Source organism: Bacteroidota bacterium, from assembly GCA_030017895.1.
GTDB lineage: Bacteria > Bacteroidota > Ignavibacteria > UBA10030 > BY39 > JASEGV01.
This window is the reverse complement of record JASEGV010000029.1, coordinates 16,475-36,180: the sequence shown is the minus strand read 5'-3', so window position 1 is coordinate 36,180 and position 19,706 is coordinate 16,475. Positions and strand designations below refer to the sequence as shown.

The following is a 19,706-nucleotide window of genomic DNA, read 5'->3' as shown; positions in this document are numbered from 1 at the left end:
GACGATAAAATCTATAACACTAAACTTATATTTGAATTTTTGGAACTGCCCTTAAATAAATCGGTTCGCTTTGCTCACGGCAGATTTTTCCAATTTGTTTTCTTCTTTTCTGTAATTCCGATATTGATTTTATGATAGTCACCTACAAAGATTCCTTAACAAATCAACCATAACTAACCGGTATATCCAATCTCCATTAACTTTGCCTGTATCAACATCAGCACACGGTTGAAATCACCTTTCTCGTGCACAAAATCGACTTCATCGGAGGGAATTACAAGCAAAGGACCCAGTTTGTAGTTACCGATCCATTCTTTGTAGTTCTCATCTAATTGTTCTAAATAAGCACGGGGGATACTTTGTTCATATTCCCGCCCTCGTTTTGCGATTTGCTTTATAAGTGTATCAATCTTCGCTTCAAGGTAGATTAACAATCCGGGTGGCTGAAGGTATTCCATCATTACTTTGTAAAGCTCGACGTAATTTTTATAGTCGCGGTCATCAATTTTTCCTATCTTGTTGAGATTCTTTGCAAATATCTCAGCGTCCTCGTAAATCGATCTGTCCTGTATTACAGACCTATCACCTTCAACGATGGATTTATGGTCGCGGAAACGTTTGGATAAAAAATAAACTTGCAGATTAAACGACCAACGTCCCATATCACCGTAGAAATCGCTCAAATACGGATTATCATCAACCGATTCATAATAAGCATCCCAGCCATATTCTTTTGCAAGAAGTCGTGTTAATGACGATTTGCCCGATCCAATATTACCAGCTACCGCTGCAAAGATTTTTGTTTTCATAAGGGGAAAAATTTGGTTAGTAATTCAATTATTTCGTGTTCAAGATAATTGTTTTATTTATGAATTGCAAAATAAAGCAGAGATCTATGAATCTCGCAAACTGCTTTCAATTACAGATGCAATTTTCAACAACTCTTCATCTTTCCAATAATTTCCTACTACCTGCAAGCCGAATGGAAGTCCGTTTGCAAACTTACCAACTGGTAAATTTATCGCAGGCAATCCTGAAAACGTCCACGGCAAATTCATAATCGGATCACCTGTGGAATCCAATCCGTGCGGTGCATGACCAACCGTCGAAGGTGTAATGAAAGCAGTAAGCTGGTGCCGCACCATCATCTCAATTAGCTCTGAACGAAAAAGTGTGCGACTGTTTTTACAATCTCCTATCTCGTTTTCATTTACACTTCGTCCTTTTAATATCAACTCGATAGTTTTCGGATTATACAGATGCGAATATTTTTCAAACCAATTTTTATGAACAATTGCCGCTTCTGCTGCTATCAATGTGTTATGGTTATGCACTATTGCTTCAAAATTTTTCATCATATCTATTCGAATAATTTCGAATCCGATATTTTTCAATCTTTCTACAGCTTTTTCAAAATGTGCCAATGCTTCCGGTTGAGATTTTTGAAGATACACTCCTTCGGGAACACACAACGTACCTGCTGAACGTTTTTTTGAAAAAGCAGGATTAACTTCATTCGTTTCTTGTAGTGCGCTCCATTTTTCGCACAGCACCGAAGCGGCAAGTTCAGCACTTTCAACATCAGAAGTAAAGAAGCCAATTTGGTCAATATTTGGTGAAAACGGCACAATTCCGTTTGTAGCAATGCGGTTTTGGCTTGGCTTGAAGCCGACAATTCCGCAAAAAGCTGCCGGCCGGATTATCGAACCGATTGTTTGTGTTCCCAACGCAAACGGCGTTAGTCCTGATGCAACAGCAGCAGCAGAGCCGCTCGATGAACCACCCGGTGTATGATTGAGGTTATGCGGATTGCAAGTTGGCCCCGGTGTAAAATATGCAAACTCAGTTGTTACAGTTTTTCCTAAAATTAAAGCACCGGCGGACTTGATCGCTTTTACAGCTTGTCCTTCGGGCGCTTTAAAAATATCTGACGGTAAATTACTTCCGGCTTTAGTCTCGAATCCATCCACATTAAATAAATCTTTTATACCGACGGGAATCCCATACAGTAGTGGAAGTTTATTCTTCTTATCATATTGCGCTTCAAGTTGTTTGGCTTCTCGGTGCAATCTTTCGAAACGATTTGGCTCATCAAGAAAAGCTTTGATGTGCGGTTCAACAAGTTCAAATCTTTTTCGAATCTGTGCGATGTATGATTTTAAAGATAGCTCACCGTTACGAATCTTTCCGGTAATTCGTTTCAGAGAATTAGTTTCAGGTTCGGCAACAAAACTTTTTGTAGAAATATTTTCGACCAATGATTTTATTCTTTTATATCCGGGAAAGCCACGATCCGGCAGATGCAGGATTCGAGTTCAATTGCCCGCCACGGAAACGCACCGATGTGAGTTCTTTGATTGGATAATTTATTAATATCGCCTCCAACATTTTCGGCATGAATTATTTTTTTAGGAAAAAGTTTAAAGTGCATCTGCTGATAATCTTTTTTCGGAAAAAGTTCTTCAAGGGTTTTACCATATTTTTTCTTCATGTGTTCCGAAGCTTCAGTAGCTAATCCGTATAAATCTTCCGACCATTTTCTGATAATCGTATTCATCGGATGGTCGGCGCTTCCGCAGTCAACACCAATCCATTTGAATTGCATTTTTTCGCACCACTCAACAAACTCGCTTGCAGGACCAGGATGTTTACAGAAATATCGTATCTCGTTTGCTTCTGGCTGGTCCCACGAATATTTATGGTAGCCTGTATTTATGATCAAGATATCGCCTTTGCGAATATCAGCCCGCTCCATCAGCATCTTCGATGTGTAAATATCGTAATCTCCCATTATGTCGGAAATGTCAACGACTACCCCGGCACCGACAAAGTCCTCAATCGGCTGATTACCGATAGTTCTGCCGGCAGTGTGAAAATGGATTTCGCCATCCATGTGCGTTCCGATGTGATTACTTGTGCTGATGATTTGTCCGTTCGCACCGTTAGATGAAAGTCGTTTAAAGAAATGAACTTTCAATGGCTCATAAGTGGGCCAAGCCGGTGTTAATATTGATAGTCGTTGTGTTAAATCAATTATTTTCATTTTGTTTCCTTTAGTTCGTTTTAGGTTTTTTATTTTTTAAAATTTTGTAATGCTTTTTCGAAACACTCCATTGGAGGATTAACAAGTCCGGCACCGACTTGCCCGACACCCGCGTTTTTGTGAGCAATGCCTGTGTTAATTATCGGTAAGATTCCGGTTTCGATTACCTTGCGTATGTCGATGCCCGTAGCTGTTCCTCGAAAATTCAAAGCAGGAATTTGAAAATGTTTACTCTCCGATAATGTTATTTGATACATTTGTTCTGAATAATCAAGAGCATCCGAAGCTTTGCCACCGACGAAACCAACAATCGCTGGTGCACAAGCCATAGCAAACCCGCCGATTCCTGTCGTCTCGGTAATCACCGAATCGCCAAGGTCAAGCGCAGCATCGTTTTCTGTGTAACCGGGGAAATATAATCCTCGCACTTTTGGCGATTTAGCAGTAAACCATTTGCCTTTTGATCCGGCAACACGAATTCCGAATTCAGTTCCATTGCGTGCCATCGTTGTAACAATAGTAGAATTTTCGATCCCCTCAGCCGCTTCCATAATAGATTTGCTCGCGGGCATGGATAGATTTAAGCCGAAATGGTCGTTCGTATGTATGAATTCAAGAACTTTTGCCTTTTGTTCGTTTGAAAAATCAGTCCGTGCAATTGCTGGAGCGATTTCGCGAAGGAAAAGTGATGTGAATGCTTTGTTCCGGTTATGACATTCATCTCCCATCTGAAGGGCTTGTGAAATTAATATTCGCAAATCTATTTCACCCTTTATGTCTAATGACTGTTTTAAAATTGGATACAATTCATCTCGCATCCAGTTGAGTCGTTGGATAACTTCTGCACCGTAAGCCCCGAATCTCAGAACTTTTCCAAGTCCTTCGTTCATCGTTGCATAAGCAAAATTTCCATAAGCATCGTTCTTTACAATCCAAACCGGCATTGAGGCGGTAACAATTCCTGCCATCGGCCCGACTGTACGGAAATGATGGCAGGGTGAAAATGTAATTTCAGTCGATGCAATCTTTTCTGCATCATTAACCTCTTTGGCTAAACCTTCGTATATCAAACCCCCAATCACGGCGCCGCGCATAGGTCCGCACATATTTTTCCAAGTTACCGGTGGGCCGGCATGCAAAATTGTTTTCTCAGTAAAATTTGGAATCACTTCTTTAGCAATTCCTAACCCAATAAGTTTCGGATGACCGTTTGCTATAATTTCAAGAACTTTAAGGTTTGCAGATTCTACTTCATCAGTATAAAGTGCCGATAATAGATTTATCAGCTCCTGATTTCCTGATGCCGGCGGTTTCCATCGAACGTGTATCGATTTTACATTCTGCGATTGTAAATCGGTAGAGAATGACTCGATTCCCAGATTTATTACAGATATATTATTTGAGAATAATTCTTTAATTTTTTGTAACATTATTTTTATTTTTTTAAAACTATTTCCTTGATCTTTGCCGCTAACTTAACTGCCTGAAAATTACTCGGCATACAGATTACACCAACTTGTTTAAGTTTTGCTTCTTGTGCGGATAATACTTGCGGGTCTTCTTCAGTTCCGCAAACTGAAGCAACCACCGAAAGGTAACCGCCTCGATTTTCAAATTCTGCTTTTGCTTGTTTTATACTTTCAAGCATCGCACCGGCTGGGTCTTCGTGAGAACCGTATCCTAAAACTATATCCAGCAAAATAACAGCAACTTCAAAATCTTTTGCTTCGTTTAGCAAACGCAATTTTCTGTACGACGGGTCAATCATCGGATGAGCTTTGCCTTTTGTAAATTCGTCATCACCGAGGTCGATAATTGTATCCATCACCGAAATCCGGCTGTCTGCAAGTTTTCTCTCAGTGTCGATTGTTGTGTTGGAATAAATCGTTCCGAATATTTTACGAAGATAAATTATGGATTCATCGCAAAGCGTTCCGCCGGCATACAAACCACGTATGTATTTTTGGTTTGAATTCATTTTCGCTGTTTCAATTTCGGCTAATCCGCCTGTGGCAGATAATTCGTCTTCAGGAATCGATACGTTGATGGTTTTATCTGTTGCAAGCTGAACAGCTTTTGTTGCTGCCTCTTCAAGATTATCGGCAGCGATTAATTTATATTTTTCAATTACATCTTTTCTTCCACTTAAAAAACAAACAACAACCGGCTTGGTGCATTTAGATGCTGACGTTAAAACTTTTTCCATCACAACTTCTGCGGGCGGTTTCGATAGCAACACTATTACTTTTGTTTTTGGATCTTCATTCAACGCTTTCATTCCAAGCAGCATCATTTTTCCGCCGCCAGCTTCCGATAAATCTCTACCGCCAGTTCCGATAAGTTGTGTAATTCCCGAACCCATCCTTGCGATTAAACTGCTAACTTGTTGACTGCCAGTTCCGGAAGCTCCGACGATTCCAATCGGACCTTCTGGAACAACGTTTGCAAAAGCCAGCGGTACTCCATTTATTATCGCTGTTCCGCAATCAGGTCCCATCAGCAGCAAACCTTTTGAAACTGCCATCTCTTTTAGTTGAATTTCCTGTTCGATACTAACATTATCGCTGAAAATCATCACGTGTTTATCAGCAATAAGCCCCTTTTTCGACTCGTAATAAGCATATTCACCCGGAATTGATACCAGCACTATATTCGCATCCGGATTTTTTCGCAGTGTGTAATCAAACGAAACCGGTTTATCATCAGTTGATTTTTGTTCAGAAGATTCTTTTGAATTTAATAATTTTTCGATTAACTCCGAGACACTCTCAAGTGCTTGTTCGTCTTGAATCCGAATTGCTATTACTAAATCGTTCGGTCCCGCTGCGTCCAACTGCTGGTCGAACAAATTTATTTCTTTCAAAAAATTTTTATTCGTCTCGGTGCCCATTGATATCACAGCATCAAGAACGTTTGGCAACAACTTTGCTTTATCAGACAATTGCATCAAGCTGATTGAATCGTAGTAAGAATTTTTTTTGATTATAATTTTATGCTTCAATTTTATATCCCTGATTTTCTAATCCGAACAATAGACCTGCAATCATATCTGCCCCTGAAGATGAACCGAACGTTGCAATCTCTGATAGTTCCCTCGTATATTCCTTCCCGCTGTTGATTTGTCGAAACAAATATTTAAGCGGAAGGTAGATATGATTTTTAATAAGTGCATTTAACATATTGTAACTGATTATTCCTATTTCATTTTTATTTTCAATTATTAATGTTTCTAATTCTACTACAAAATTTTCTCTCCCGCCCAAAGTTTTCCAGACCGCTAAAAGTCCATACAAGAAATCATCGCCTGCAGGAGTCAATCCTGTTCCGAGCCCGAGAAGTTTCGTCACTTCCTTCCGTAAATTAGTTGAGTCGTTTGCAGTTATGCTTTTCTGAATTGAGAGTGTGATAATTCTAAACCTCTCCATCAAAGGATCTTCTGTTGGATGATTATTAAAAATATTCAGTATGCTGTTACGATTATCGATTACTTTGAAAACGTTCGACTTGAATAGTTCAATATCTTTTTCCGAAAGTTTATGGTGTGTTTCGATTTCAGTCTTCACAACATAGCACGTTTCAAGCGACACACTAAATCGGTCGTAGGCGGAATTGAAACTCAATAACGGATAATTTAATTCACAGACGGAATTTTGTGACAAATTATGAACCGAATTAAACAACCAACTCTCGTTGATAACGATATTCGTTGGTGAAAGCTGCACACCGGGCGAAGTAAAAGTTAATAAAATTTCTCCGTCATAAAAATTTACAGTTTTATTAAAAACAGAATGTATGTTAAAGAATCTATTATTGGTTTTCGAAAGAATTGAATTTAAATATGAAGTTATTTCTATTTGATTATTAACCAACAAGAGCCTTCTCTTTATTTAATGCCAACCAAACATCTTCGGAGCGAATCGGCATTTCAGTGAGTTCAATTCCTAAAGCGTCATTCAAAGCGTTACCGATAGCCGGCGCGACAGAGATCATCGGATGTTCTGCGGCTCCCCGTGAACCGTAAGCTCCTTTATCGTGTGGAGTTTCAATAAAAATCGGAACAAAGACATTTGGAATATCTTTCGCTGTGGGTATTTTATTGTCAGTAAAAGATTTGTTTAATAAGCGTCCGTCGTTGCTGTAAACGTATCTCTCGCAAATTGCAGTACCTAAACCTTGAACAACACCGCCGATAAGTTGTCCTTTCAACGAAGCTTCGTTCATCACCTTTCCGACATCCAGTGCAGAAGCAATTTTCAAAACAGTGAATTCGCCCGTCTCAACATCGACTTCCACTTCAACACCGTGAGCGCCGAAAGTCCAATTGAAAGCCGGCAAACCCTGTCCAGTTTCTTTATCAAGATTCGTCAAACCTTCAGCGATGTAAACTCCAACTCCAATCAGCGGACCGCCAATTGCGTTACCATTCGGGAAGACATAGCCGGTTGCTAATTTTTCGTATTGAATAAATTTATCTGTATTATTTTTAAGAATTATTTTTTCATCTCCAAAAATAAAATCATCCTGCGAACACTCAAAAACTTTTGCTGCAACTTCAGACATCTTTTTCTTCAATTCATTACAAGCATTAATAACAGCTCTGCCTCCCATCGGCATAAAGCGAGAAGCGACTGTCTGCCAATCGTATGGGTCCCGGTCGGTATCGGTTTCAAATGCTACATGTATTTTCGATAAAGGAATATCCATTTCCTCTGCTATAATTTGAGTTAATGGCGTGTAAGTTCCATTGCCGTAATCAGTTGCGGACACATTTAAAATTACCGAACCATTCTCGTTCATCTTAATTATACATGAACTTGATGTATTTGAAGGCATCGCGGGGGCTTTGTGTAAAACTGCAAATCCTTTTCCGCGAACTTTTCCGGTTTTAATTTCTTGGTCTCTTTCCTGTTTCGTTTTAATACCGTTCCAACCAATCTCTTTAACAACAGCATCCAAACATTTGCGTACACTGCCCGATGAATCGGTTACAATTTCTCCGGTAGCAGTTGTGTTATCAGGGCGGAGTAAATTTATTTTTTTGAACTCGTACGGGTCGATGCCAAGTTTACCGGCACAGAAATCCATGTGGCGTTCTAAACCCCAAAATAATTCGACGTGCCCGAAACCACGATAGGCAGTTCCGAAAACCTGATTTGTATAAACTGTGTATGAATCAGTGTAAAGATTTTCGTAATAGTAGGGACCGCCGGCAGAATATCCCGAAGCCCGCGTAACATTCACAGCGTAATCGGCATAAGCGCCGGCGCTCCAAAGCAGGACTAATTTCTGTGCTGTAATTTTTCCGTCTTTCTTCAAACCTGTTTTGATTTTAAATTTAAGTCCGCAGCGACACGGAAGTGTATTGTATTCTTCTTCTCTTGTGGCAATCAACTTTACAGGTCTGCCCCCCGCTGCACGCGAAAGACATCCGACTAACGGCTCGAAATGTATTCCTGCTTTGCCGCCAAAGCCGCCGCCTACGTACGGAACTACTACGCGAACTTTTTGATGCGGCAGTTTAAAAGTATAGCAAAAAAGATTTCGGACGGTGAACGGCGATTGTGCACTTGTATAAATCATTACTTTATCGCTAACACCCCACTGAACAATTGCGCCGTGAGTTTCCATGGGAACATGTTGAACCGAAGGATTATTGTATTCACGCTCTACTACAACATCAGCTTCTGCAAAACCTTTTTCAATATCACCCTTACGGATTTTTGAAACGTGGCAGATGTTAGTTCCGGGTTGCGGAAAGAAGGCTGCTTTTAAATGGCTGTAATTTCCTAAATCAGGATGAATTAAATTTTCTTTTTCATTAAACGATTCTTCAACATCGAGGAGTGGTTTGAATAGTTCATATTCCACCTCGATTAACTTGATGGCTTTTTCTGCTATTTCTAAAGTTTCGGCTGCAACCGCAGCAACCGGTTCGCCTTGATAACGGACTTTGTCGCGGGCAAGAATCCGTTTATCTACAAGATACAATCCCACATTATAATCTAACTCTTCACCAGTAAGAACTGCAACCACGCCATCCAACGCTTTCGCTTTCGATGTATCAATCTTTTTTATTTTTGCGTGAGCCACTGATGATGTTAACATTTTTGCATGAAGCATCCCGGGCATCGAAATATCAGAAACATAGCGTGCTTGTCCGGTTACTTTTTCATCCGCATCAATCCGGGGAACACCTTTCCCGATATATTTAAATTCTTTTTTCGAACTCATTTTTTTACCTCGCTCTCAAGAAGCGTTGCGGCTTCAGCTATAGCATCAATAATTTGCCGGTAACCGGTGCATCTGCAAAAGTTTCCTTCAATCGCTTCTTTGATTTCCGCTTCAGCCGGGTTTTGATTCCGTTCTAAAAGTGATGTTGCAGACATTATAACACCCGGAGTGCAAAATCCGCATTGCGTAGCGTGATGTTTTTTAAAAGATTCCTGGAGTGGATTTAATTTCCCGTCCTTCGATTCTCCCTCGATTGTGCGAATCACTGTTCTGTCGGCTTCAACTGCTAAAACCAAGCAGGAGTTTACCGTTTTTCCATTCATTAGAACTGTGCAAGCGCCGCACTCGCCTTCTCCGCATCCTTCTTTTACACCTAATAAATATAAATCCTCGCGAAGAAATTCTAATAATGTTCTATTTTCTGAAACACTTTTACTGTATTTTCTATCATTGATTGTTACTGCTATCGTCTTAATGGCTATGTCCCTTTCCGTTTAATAATCGTTTGATAAAAACTTGGACGAGATGTTTTCGATATTCTTTTGAACCTCTTAAATCATCGATCGGCTTTATATTTTTCATCGCTGTCGTTAATATGTTTGCCAAATCAATATTTGTGCTGTCGAAATCGGGGAGCAAAACCGGTGTAATGTTGCACGAGCCAATTGCAATTTTGACTGTTCCATTTTTGCCGCGACTAAGGGCTACGTTGCAAGTACCAAGGTCGTGCCCTTTGATGCGGCTTGCTTTTAAGTAACCTGCTTCGGCATCTTTGTATTCAGCACGCACTCTGATTGCTTTCACGAATTCATTTTGTTGCAGCGATGTTTTTTTAACACCAACAAAAAATTGTTTGATGGGGATTTCGCGGTTTCCTTTTTCGGTTGCAATAATAACTGATGAATCCAAGACGAGAAGTGCACCCGCCATATCAGCCGCGGGCGAGGCATTACAAATATTTCCGACAACTGTTGCGCGATTGCGAATTTGATACGACCCGATTGTTTTTGCAGCAGTCGCTAATATCGGATAATGATTTCGGATGTATTGATTCTCTACTACGTCGTTGCAAGTTACAGCAGCCCCGATAATGAGATTGCCTGAACTGTCGATCTCAATTTTAGAAAAATCAGGTACACCTTTAATGTCGACCAATACTTTCGGATCTGCAATTTGTTGCTTCATATAAACTAACAAATCAGTTCCGCCGGCTAATATTTTGGCATCGTCTCCAAAAGATTTTAAAGTCTCAATAATTTCAATTTCGGATTTCGGTTTATAATATGAAAAACTATATAGCAATTTTGAACCTTGTTTTTATTAAAAATGTGTGTAAAATTACAAAACTTCGGTATCTAAAACAACTGAAGATAATATCTGATTTTGTTCCCTAAACAACTTTCTGTGATTTTAATTTTTCGATTTCTTTTTTTGAATAACCAATTTGTTTTAATATTTTATCACTATGTTCACCTAATGTGGGGGCAGGTTTATAATTATAACTCTTTACGCTGCTAAGCTTTATGGGGTTTCCTACCGTCTTCATCTTACCAACTGTTGAGTGATTTAACTCTATTACCATTTCCCTGCCGATTACAGTTGGTAAGTTTAGAGCTTCCTTCACCGTGTTAATTTTTCCAACGGGCACATCATATTCAGCAAAAATTTTGAACCATTCATCGCTTGTTTTCTGCTTTAGAATTGGTATCAATTCCTTCTGTAACTCTACTCGATTTTCAACCCTCTTTGGGTTAACAATAAATTTTTCGACAGTTAACAAGTCAGTCCGGTTTATCGCTTTGCAGAAATTTTTCCAAAGCCCTTCGTTACCCGCTGCTATGTTTATGTAACCGTCCTTCGTCTCGAATGTTTCGTAAGGAGTTATTGTCGGATGCAAATTTCCTTTTCGTTTAGGTGTTATCTCTGTTGATAACGCAATCTGTGATTGAAACGTAAACATTGAGATCAAACTGTCCAACAAACTAATATCAATGCATTGCCCTTTCCCGGTGTTTTGCCTTTGGTACAATGCGAGTAGTATTCCTTCAAACGCTGCATGTCCTGCTGCAATGTCAGCAAGTGAAACTCCTGCTTTTGTCGGACTGCCGTCCGGAAATCCTGTTATATCCATAAAACCGGATTCTCCCTGAACAACCAAATCGAAACTCGGTTGATTGCTTTGCTCGCTTGTTTGTCCGTAACCGGAAATTGAGCAGTAAATAATTTTAGGGTTTAGCTTTTTAACCGACTTAAAATCGAATCCCAATTTCTCCATTACACCGGCCCGGAAATTCTCTACAACTATATCGCTCTTCCGAATAAGCTTCTTAACGATTTCTTTGCCTTCCTTAGATTTCAGGTCGAGTGTAATACTTTGTTTGTTTCTGTTGACACTCAAAAAGTAAACGCTCTCATCGCCGACATAAGGCGGAGCCCAGTAGCGGGTATCGTCGCCCGAACCGCGCGCTTCTATTTTAATAATTTCAGCCCCCATATCGCCTAACTTCATTGTGCAATAAGGACCGGATAAGATTCTTGTAAAATCAAGAACACGGATTTTGGATAATGGTAGAGACATATTGGGATTTTAGATTTTAGATTTTAGATTTTGGATTTATTTTGATCTTTTCATATTTCGAACTCATCCCCTATCAAATCCTGGTGGGGGGATGAGTTGGATTTCAAATAAGTAATTCCACATGCTATAAGCTACCAAACGGATTGCGTTTAATAAACCTTCCTCGGCCCGGCTTACCGAGAAATTTTTCTTTTTCGATTATCACTTCACCTCTTGAGATAACTGTTTCGGTGTTGCCTTTAACTCTGAAACCTTCAAACATATTGTAATCGACACGCATGTGATGAGTTTGTGCTGAGATTGTGTGTTCAGTGTTAGGATTCCAGATTACAATATCGGCATCGCTGCCGACAGCAATCGCTCCCTTCTGCGGATACATTCCGAATATTTTTGCAGGATTTGTTGATACTAATTCCACCCATCTGTTTATAGAGATTCTGTTTTGTTTAACACCGTATTCAAACATTAGTTGTAGTCGGTTCTCGATTCCGGGTGCACCGTTTGGTATTTTTGTAAAATCATTCCGCCCTAACTCTTTGTGTTTCTTGAAGTTAAAGGGGCAGTGGTCAGTTGCAATTGTTTGTAAAATATTATCACTAAGCGAATCCCAAAGTATCCGCTGATGTTTGTGTTCGCGCAACGGCGGCGAAAGAACATATTTCGCACCTTCAAAGTTAGGTTTTCTTAAATCATCCTCGCTAAGCAATAAGTAATGCGGACAAGTTTCACCGAATACTTTTTGTCCTTGCGCTCGTGCCTTCTTGATAGCATCAATAGCTTCGCTACACGTTACGTGCACAATATAGACCGGCACATCGGCAACTTTTGCAAGTGCGATGGTTCGGTTTGTAGCTTCGCCTTCAAGCGCAGGGGGACGAGTAAGAGCGTGATAAATCGGATCAGTGTTTCCTTGAGCGAGGGCTTGTTGAATTAAACTGTCTATTACGTAACCACTCTCTGCGTGCATCATTATCAAAGCACCGTTGTTCTTCGCTCGCTGCATTACTCTGAATATTTCTGAATCATTCAGCATCAATCTGCCGGGATACGCTGTGAACAATTTAAAACTTGTAACACCTTCGGTAACAACTTCATCAAGTTCAGCGAGAATTTTTTCGTTCACATCTGTTATGATGATGTGAAAGCCATAATCGATAAGAGCTTTACCGCTTGCTTTTTGTTTCCAGATATTTAATGCTTCTAAAAGCGATTGTCCTTTAGATTGAACTGCGAAATCTATGATCGTCGTTGTTCCGCCAAAGACAGCGGCAATGGTTCCAGTTTCAAAATCGTCTGTCGATTTTATATCGCCATACGGCATATCGATGTGTGTGTGAACATCTATACCACCAGGGATTACATACTTATTCGTTGCGTTAATTACTGTGGCAGCTGAGAGATTTAGATTAGTACCGATTTTCGTAATCTTCTCGTCCTCGATAAATACATCGGCAAGAAAATTTTCCGAAGCAGTAACAACACGACCGTTTTTAATTAAGATAGACATAAAGATGTGGTAAATATAGACAAATTGAGAGATTTAAACAAAAACACTAAAAAGGAATAAACCCCATCAAATTTTCTTGAAATTCACAAAATGAATTGGTAAATTGAAATAGAATACAATATTAAACTTAATGGAGCAAAAAGAGATGGAAATCTCAACAAAAATCATTGAAACTACAGGAACAATTGATTCGCCAAACAATGTTCACTTAGACGAAGCAGTAGCGATAGCTTTTCCGACAAAAGTGCGGGTACTTATTCTTTTACCGGAAGAGACAGAAATGAGCGAAACCGAATGGCTTGCAATAGTTACCCCTTAAAAACGCCAAAACGTTTTAATTTACCGAGAAAACTAAACAAATGTCAAAAAAACTTGCAGAAAATATGATACCTAAAGAAGCCGATTCTACACAAATAACTTTCTGTCTATACGTTTTAGCGGATAAAATCGACTGGCAAATATTTGAAGCCGAGTTCTCTAAACACTACAGGCCAGATCAGTGACGCCCTGCTAAACCAATTCGATTAGTGATTGGATTATTCATACTATCAATATTTTTGTGGTATGACAAGTTTCGTAACAGTCAAGCCTTGTGATCCGAGTGAGTTAGTGCACTTTCGCAATCGCATAGGGACAACAGGTATGGAGTTGATATTGAAAAAGAGTGTACGTTTAAATGGTAAAGATGGAAAGGAAAAAGAGGTATGCGTTGATACGGCAGTACAAGAAAAGAACATTACCTTTCCGACAGATAATAAATTGTATAGTCGCACGATAAAGCAGCAAAAACACGGACAGAAAGCGGAACGAAAAATCAAGACCATTGCTGGGCGATTAGTGCGAGAATTAGAGAGAAAAACGATTATGACGGTCATACGTTGCAACCAGCGCTTGAACAATACAAACGCTTTTATGAAAACGAACCACGTAAAGCAATTGGAGAAACGGAAGTAATCACTCCCAAGAAAAAAGCGACAACGAATTAGTCATTTGAAAAATAATCATCGCCTTTACGTCTTGCGGGTGCTTTTTGGATCATCAAAGTCAAGTTTAGCTCTAAGAACGACTTTTTAAGGGGTAACTATTTAGATTAACTGAACTATTTGAAAATGAATCACTGATCGAGGGGTTGTCTTGAAAGTCTTTGTGAACCTTTGTGCCCTTTGTGTCTTTTGTGGTGAATGTTTTATTCTCTTTAATAAAACTAATATTTTTACCACTAAGACCATGAAGTTCACTGAGAAGCACTAAGAAATATTACTTTTTGGTCAGTTCCTGTAAGATCAGTAATACCTTCACAGTATTTATTCTTTTGCACGCTTGCCTAATTCTTTATCTATCCATAATAATGAGCTTGCTTTTTCACCCACCATTTTAATACGCTCAATGATCGCGATAGCATTTGCCTCTTCTTCTACTTGCTCGGTTATGAACCACTGTAAAAATATTTGTGTAGCATAATCGGATTCCTTTAAGGATTGTTCATAAAGTTTATTGATCAGGGCAGTAACTTTCTTCTCGTGTGTTAACGTTTCTTCGAATGCGCCTAACAGCGACTTAAAGTCGAGCTGCGGTTCGTCAATTGCTTTTAGTGTAATCTTGCCGCCACGTTCTATTATGAAGCCATAGAACTTCATCGCGTGACCCCACTCCTCTTCGGATTGCATTTTAAACCATTTAGCGGCACCTAAAAAATTGTTCATTTCACAATATGCCGACATCGACAGGTAAAGATATGATGAGAACATTTCGGCTTGTATTTGATTATTAATCGTGTTTTGTAAAGTTTTGCTTAACATCGTTTTTCTCCTTTATTGTTTTTATTGTATGTTAATATACTTTTAAAAAATTACTGATGCAATAAACTTTAACCCATCTATAATTCTGGGTCCGGGTCGGGACAGTATATCTGCATCTACTATTTTTATTTTGTGTTTCTTAAATGCCTCTGTTTTCTTCCATTCAGGAAATCGATTTACAACATCTTCTATACTTTTTGCACCATCGCTCATCACGATGATTACATCGGGATTTTGTTTCAGGACTTCCTCTCTGTTGATAATCGGATATTGCAGCAGCGATTCGGCTGCTATATTGATGCCGCCTGCAGAAGTTACAAGTTCATTTATGAATGTTTCTTTACCGGCACTTATCAAGGGCTGAAGCGAAATTACGATAAACACTTTTGGCAGTGTTTGCGTGCGCCTTTCATTCATGATTATGCCCTGCTTTCTTCTCATCTCAATAATTAATTGATTGGCAGAACCTTCAGCAGAAATAATTCTACCTAAATCTAAAATCGATTTAAAAATTCCTTCTATATTTTTGGGTTTTAAAACATAAACTGTATAATTTAGATTTAAAAGTTTGTTAAAATCAGTTTGGTTATTTCCCTCAACTGTCATTAAAATCAAGTCGGGTTTTATTTCCGAGATTTTTTCAAAATTTGGAGCTATCATTCCGCCGACACTCGGTTTCGTACTCGCTGCCTGTGGATAATCACAATAATCGGTAACCGCTGCTAAAGTTTTTCCGCTATCGAGTGCAAACAAAATTTCTGTAATGTTAGGTGCCAGTGAAATAATTCGGCTTGGCTTCTCTTTAATAATTACTTCACGTCCTAAATCATCCTTTACTTTGAGAAACGCTTCAACATACTTTGATCGGTCTGATCTGCACCCGATTAGTGTGAATAAGAGTAAGAAAAAATAAATTTGCACTCTCACTCCTTCGCCCCCATAGTTTTACCTTCGTCCAACGATTGTTCGTATTCCGTCTTGTAAATTTGAATTGCATGAAACAGAGATTCTGCAATTTTGTTTTGTCCAACGGATGACTTCAAAAATTTTTCATCGCTCCGATTCGAGAGATAACCCATTTCGACCAGCACATTCGGCATAGATGCGCCAACGAGAACAAAAAAACCTGCCTGCTTCACACCTTGAATTTCTAAATTAGTATATCGCTCTACTTGTTGCGTAGAAATTTCGGCAAATCGCTCGCTGTATTTTAAGTAGGCGCTTTGAGCCATCGTCAACAGAATAAAATTTTCTTCTGTTAATTCCTGATACCGGTTTTCGTAACCTTCTTCGTATTGAATAACCGCATTTTCCCGTTCAGCAATTTTAAGTGCGTGCTCTGTTTTTCCCTTACGCAATAAATATACTTCAAAACCTTTTACAGTATGCAGCTTGCGCGCCGCCGCGTTGCAATGCAAACTAATAAAGAGCTTCCCGTTCGCCTGATTGGCAATTTGTCCTCTTTTGAAAAGCTCTACAAATTCATCCGATTTTCTTGTATAAACTACTTTCACATCGGGTATATTTTTTTCCAAAAGCTTTCCTAATTTTAAAGCAACTGCCAATGTAATATCTTTTTCTTTAGTTCTGGTAACACCGATTGCGCCCGGGTCTTTACCTCCGTGTCCCGGATCAATTACAACAACATCTAACTTCCAACGGTCGCGCTGTTTCTGTAAACTTTTTTCGTAATGCCTTTCTTTTTTTTCGGCTAACTGTTGCTCGGTAGGTGTATAGATTGTAATCAGTAAATCGTTATTTTCGTCGGCTTTAAGAATTTCCGTATTTGATACTGCACCGTTTAACTTAAATGTAAATTGAACTGATGTCGGCGAAGGAAACATCAGCAGTTCTTTAATAATGCCCGATGGTTTAACTTTTTTCAGAGCATCAAGATTTACTTTCGCATTGGCAACAGTAATGTATAACCAGCCGCGTTTTTTTTCTGTATCGTTTTGTTCGTACTTTATCCAGCTATCGTAATCAGTTAAATTTAGCTTCGAATGTAAACGAATTAATGTCCCGTTAACTTTTTGTTCGTATGATATATTTACAATATCATGTTTCGGCGTTATGATTGGTTTACCGACTACAATTATCTTTCTTTTTGAATCGAATATAACTTCTTCATCCAAAAATTTATTAAATATCTGGAAGAAGCTTTTGATAGGAATAAAAAAAGCATTGGCTGCAAAATATATTCTTTGTTGGAGTTGAAGAACGCTGACTTTCTCGTTTGTATCGGTTATTACAACGTAAGAATTTTCGGCACTCAATATTATTTTGTACGATTTGGTTTTAATTTCGATTTTCTTTGCTTCGTTGTTAACGTATGTTTTTAAATTTAAAACATACGCCAAATCGTTTAATGACACGTAGAGGAGATCGTTTCGAACGAAACTTCCGACTACCGTATTTAAGGATGGCGATTGAGAAAATTCTATCGGAGTTGTGTACTGTCCGAATGCTTTTAAGCTCAGAAAAATAAGTAACGCCAATATATATATTATATTTTTACAGGACATTCGCAAAGCTATTTTTCTTTTTTGCCTACCGTAAATAACGATTTGAACAATATTTTAATAATTTCAAGTCGCGGAAATGAAGTTACCGAATCGTAACGGTTGTGAATTTCCTTTTCAGATTTCTGATTTTTTGTTATAATAATTACAGATAAAGGTTTCTTCATTATTCACCTTCAACAAACGTTTGTGATATATTAATGTTTCGCATTTTTAATTCTTCTAAAAGTTTATCTGCGGGGACACATTCTTCGGGGGGCATCACACCGTGAGCTTTTATTTCACCACGCATCAGCATCAGCGCGATGATTGAGGTTGGGAACGAAGTCGTCCGCATCATTGCCGATATACGGGTCGGCTTATCAAAGTAATCTATCATCTCATACACGAGCGATTTTTTTTCCCCGTTAATATGCCCTTGAATAGTTGCACGCAACAAGATACAATCTTCATCTTTGTAATCCAATTTATTGGTTAGCATTTCGATGAACAACTCGCGGGCTGTTTTAACTGTATTTCCGATCATCAACGCTTCGGAACTGGCAAATCCTAAATCGATTAATAATTTAAACTTATTGCAATGTCCTTTATACCGGATTGTTTTATAATCGAGTTCGCGGACTTTTCCACGAAAGTAATTACACAAGGTAGATATTCCGCCCGAAGTATTAAAAGCTTCCAGTGCTCCAAAAGGTTGTGGAAAAATTATTTCCTCCACGTCGTCCAAAGAATTCACAGATATGATGTTGCCATTTCGTACAACTTCAGCCGGTTCGGTGTACTCATTTAGCAGTCCTTCTGCAGAAAAAACGAGCTGATAATTCAAAGGCGGCTGCGGATGCTGCGGTAAACCGCCAACACGCAGATTGATTTCGTCAACAGTATCGAACTTTTTCGCCCCAGCTATTGCTAAAATATTTACAAGTCCGGGAGCCAAGCCACAATTCGGCAGCACACAAACCTGAGCCTCGCGTGCCTGCCTGTTAAGTAGAAGCTGTTTTTTTACAACATCGTTATTACCGCCGAGGTCAAGGAAGTGAACTCCTGCTTCAATTGCTGCCGTTGTCAAAATATAATTCAGCGAGTACGACGTTGCGCTGATTACTGCATCAGCACCGGTCATCAATTCAACAATATCTTCATAAGAATTTGCATCGATTTTTTCCGGCTTAACTTTATTATTAATATTTTTAGCAGCATTCGACGCACGTTCAAAATTTATATCTGCCAACAATATTTCTTCGATGTCGATTGCTTGTGCAAGGTCGTAAGCCAGGGCGCTTCCCATCATTCCAGCACCTATTACAACTGCCTTCATTTTAGTATTTCTCCTGTTTCCATACTCCAGAAAAGTAAATCTAATTCATCCAAAGGTATGTTAATTTTTTTTGAAAATATTTTAAATATTTTTTCTATTTCTAAATAATTATTTTTCGATAACGATTTTGGTAATTCATTAAGAACTCCAACCCTCACTAAATTTTTTAAGATATGACGGTCGAGTATTGCAAGATTACGATGCCCGATGTTACGTAAAAAGTGAGATGCCTCTTTGTAACCAAATCCTTTTACACTCTTAACCAACCAGTCGCGCAGTTCGATAGATGATCTACCATTCTGCAATTGTTGTTCGATTAAAGGGAATTGGTTTTTAACCTCAAGCAGATATTTCGATTTATTATTATGGAAACGGATGTAAGATTTTTTGTGAGATAAAATTGGCTGAGGATTGATTGCTTGTTTATGAAATTTATTTGATTGTAAAAGTTTTACAGCTTTATCAGCATTCCGCGCACTCGACTGTGGTGTAAGCAAACAATAAACTAACTCGTAAAAGTAATCCGATTGTTTTATTTTGAGAAAATCATCCAAACGCAGTTGAATTTTGAATTTCAACTCTGAATACTTCCGCTTCAAGTCGGCGATTGATAAAGGATCAAGATTTTTATTTATAGATTTTAGATACAAATTTGCAACAAGATGTTAAAGCTGATTAAATATAAGTAAAATCAATAGAATATGCGAA

General features: G+C 38.8%; 20 protein-coding genes. 3 read left to right on the top strand and 17 right to left on the bottom strand.

Annotated features, from left to right (window positions below; all coding sequences use genetic code 11):
* Positions 1-173 precede the first annotated feature (173 nt).
* From QME58_07310 to hydA, 11 genes are all read right to left on the bottom strand, one after another.
* Positions 174-809 (bottom strand): deoxynucleoside kinase, encoded by a 636-nt coding sequence (locus tag QME58_07310; protein ID MDI6803640.1) that lies wholly within the window; start codon positions 807-809, stop codon positions 174-176.
* Positions 810-893: 84 nt separating this feature from the next.
* Positions 894-2,258: an amidase gene (locus QME58_07305; GenBank protein MDI6803639.1), complete on the bottom strand. Its 1,365-nt coding sequence runs from the start codon at positions 2,256-2,258 to the stop codon at positions 894-896.
* A 5-nt stretch (positions 2,259-2,263) separates the two neighbouring features.
* Positions 2,264-3,043, bottom strand: a complete 780-nt coding sequence (locus tag QME58_07300) for a cyclase family protein (protein MDI6803638.1) — start codon at positions 3,041-3,043, stop codon at positions 2,264-2,266.
* A 29-nt stretch (positions 3,044-3,072) separates the two neighbouring features.
* Positions 3,073-4,473: a DUF1116 domain-containing protein gene (locus tag QME58_07295; GenBank protein MDI6803637.1), complete on the bottom strand. Its 1,401-nt coding sequence runs from the start codon at positions 4,471-4,473 to the stop codon at positions 3,073-3,075.
* 5 nt (positions 4,474-4,478) lie between these two features.
* Complete coding sequence (gene fdrA, locus QME58_07290; protein MDI6803636.1) at positions 4,479-6,044, bottom strand: acyl-CoA synthetase FdrA; 1,566 nt, start codon at positions 6,042-6,044, stop codon at positions 4,479-4,481.
* On the bottom strand, positions 6,034-6,915 hold the full coding sequence (locus QME58_07285) for a DUF2877 domain-containing protein (GenBank protein ID MDI6803635.1): 882 nt from the start codon (positions 6,913-6,915) through the stop codon (positions 6,034-6,036). The genes fdrA and QME58_07285 overlap by 11 nt, the downstream gene beginning before the upstream one ends.
* Positions 6,905-9,274, bottom strand: coding sequence for a xanthine dehydrogenase family protein molybdopterin-binding subunit (locus QME58_07280; GenBank protein ID MDI6803634.1), 2,370 nt, complete (start codon positions 9,272-9,274; stop codon positions 6,905-6,907). The genes QME58_07285 and QME58_07280 overlap by 11 nt, the downstream gene beginning before the upstream one ends.
* The gene (locus tag QME58_07275) at positions 9,271-9,741 is read right to left on the bottom strand and encodes a (2Fe-2S)-binding protein (GenBank protein MDI6803633.1); all 471 of its coding nucleotides are present in this window, start codon (positions 9,739-9,741) and stop codon (positions 9,271-9,273) included. Before QME58_07275 ends, QME58_07280 begins: the two co-directional genes overlap by 4 nt.
* Before the next feature lie 4 nt (positions 9,742-9,745).
* Entirely contained in the window at positions 9,746-10,576 is an 831-nt protein-coding gene (locus QME58_07270) for a xanthine dehydrogenase family protein subunit M (GenBank protein ID MDI6803632.1), read from the bottom strand.
* 88 nt (positions 10,577-10,664) lie between these two features.
* Complete coding sequence (locus QME58_07265; GenBank protein MDI6803631.1) at positions 10,665-11,852, bottom strand: CoA transferase; 1,188 nt, start codon at positions 11,850-11,852, stop codon at positions 10,665-10,667.
* 124 nt (positions 11,853-11,976) lie between these two features.
* Entirely contained in the window at positions 11,977-13,359 is a 1,383-nt protein-coding gene (gene hydA, locus QME58_07260) for a dihydropyrimidinase (GenBank protein ID MDI6803630.1), read from the bottom strand.
* 145 nt (positions 13,360-13,504) lie between these two features.
* On the opposite strand from hydA, the gene QME58_07255 reads away from it, so the two are divergent.
* From QME58_07255 to QME58_07245, 3 genes are all read left to right on the top strand, one after another.
* A complete protein-coding gene (locus QME58_07255) occupies positions 13,505-13,678 on the top strand; it encodes a hypothetical protein (protein ID MDI6803629.1) in 174 nt (57 codons plus the stop codon).
* A 40-nt stretch (positions 13,679-13,718) separates the two neighbouring features.
* Positions 13,719-13,862, top strand: a complete 144-nt coding sequence (locus tag QME58_07250) for a hypothetical protein (protein MDI6803628.1) — start codon at positions 13,719-13,721, stop codon at positions 13,860-13,862.
* A 151-nt stretch (positions 13,863-14,013) separates the two neighbouring features.
* The gene (locus QME58_07245) at positions 14,014-14,313 is read left to right on the top strand and encodes a hypothetical protein (GenBank protein ID MDI6803627.1); all 300 of its coding nucleotides are present in this window, start codon (positions 14,014-14,016) and stop codon (positions 14,311-14,313) included.
* A gap of 350 nt (positions 14,314-14,663) precedes the next feature.
* Here QME58_07245 and QME58_07240 read toward each other — a convergent pair whose 3' ends face one another.
* The 6 genes from QME58_07240 to QME58_07215 are packed head-to-tail and all read right to left on the bottom strand — an operon-like array spanning position 14,664 to position 19,648.
* Complete coding sequence (locus tag QME58_07240; GenBank protein ID MDI6803626.1) at positions 14,664-15,158, bottom strand: ferritin; 495 nt, start codon at positions 15,156-15,158, stop codon at positions 14,664-14,666.
* A 42-nt stretch (positions 15,159-15,200) separates the two neighbouring features.
* Positions 15,201-16,079, bottom strand: coding sequence for a cobalamin-binding protein (locus QME58_07235; GenBank protein MDI6803625.1), 879 nt, complete (start codon positions 16,077-16,079; stop codon positions 15,201-15,203).
* Between the two features lie 2 nt (positions 16,080-16,081).
* Positions 16,082-17,683: an N-acetylmuramoyl-L-alanine amidase gene (locus QME58_07230; GenBank protein ID MDI6803624.1), complete on the bottom strand. Its 1,602-nt coding sequence runs from the start codon at positions 17,681-17,683 to the stop codon at positions 16,082-16,084.
* 8 nt (positions 17,684-17,691) lie between these two features.
* A complete protein-coding gene (locus QME58_07225) occupies positions 17,692-17,847 on the bottom strand; it encodes a hypothetical protein (GenBank protein ID MDI6803623.1) in 156 nt (51 codons plus the stop codon).
* Complete coding sequence (locus tag QME58_07220; protein ID MDI6803622.1) at positions 17,847-18,998, bottom strand: saccharopine dehydrogenase C-terminal domain-containing protein; 1,152 nt, start codon at positions 18,996-18,998, stop codon at positions 17,847-17,849. The genes QME58_07225 and QME58_07220 overlap by 1 nt, the downstream gene beginning before the upstream one ends.
* Entirely contained in the window at positions 18,995-19,648 is a 654-nt protein-coding gene (locus QME58_07215; protein ID MDI6803621.1) for an N-glycosylase/DNA lyase, read from the bottom strand. The genes QME58_07220 and QME58_07215 overlap by 4 nt, the downstream gene beginning before the upstream one ends.
* Positions 19,649-19,706 lie beyond the last annotated feature (58 nt).